This is a genomic window from Burkholderia sp. E168m23, from assembly GCF_016586125.1.
Taxonomy (GTDB): Bacteria; Pseudomonadota; Gammaproteobacteria; order Burkholderiales; family Burkholderiaceae; genus Burkholderia; species Burkholderia orbicola.
On sequence record NZ_BCPP01001642.1, the window covers coordinates 1 to 673 of the forward strand.

Consider the following 673-nt stretch of genomic DNA (forward strand, 5'->3'; position numbering starts at 1 on the left):
CGACGCCGAGCTTCGCGGCGACCTGCATCGCCGCCGGGCGCGACGAATCGGGAATCGGCATCACGACGTCGATCGGCACGTTCGGCAGTTCGCGCTTGATCTTTTCGGCGAGATAGTCGCCCATGCGCAGGCGCACGTTGTAGACCGGCACGCCGTCGAGGCACGAATCCGGACGGGCCAGATACACGTATTCGAACATGCACGGATTCAGCGTCGGGTTCTCCGCGCACTGCTGGCTGTGAAAATTGCCGGCCTTGTCGATGAAGATCGCTTCGCCCGGCTCCAGGTCGCGCACGAATTCGAAACCGATGCCTTCGACCGCCACCGACTCCGATGCGACCATCCACTCGGTGCCGTGCTCGGTCTCGAGCTTGCCGATGCACAGCGGACGGATGCCGAACGGATCGCGGAACGCGAGCAGGCCGTAGCCGGCGATCAGCGACACGATCGCGTACGAACCCTGCAGGCGGCGATGCACGCCCGAGACCGCCTTGAATACCGACGCCGGATCGAGCTCGAGGCCCGTGGTCGACAGTTGCAGCTCGTGCGCGAACACGTTGAGCAGCACTTCGCTGTCGGAATTGGTGTTGATGTGCCGGCGGTCGATCCGGAACATCTCGTCCTTCAGTTGCTGCCAGTTCGTCAGGTTGCCGTTGTGCGCGAGGATGATCCC

The 673-nt window shown here is 63.7% G+C and carries 1 protein-coding gene; it reads right to left on the reverse strand.

Going from position 1 to position 673, the window contains the following annotated elements:
• The coding region (locus JMF90_RS39400) for an amidophosphoribosyltransferase (protein WP_374104350.1) at nt 1–673 on the reverse strand (673 nt) is incomplete at both ends.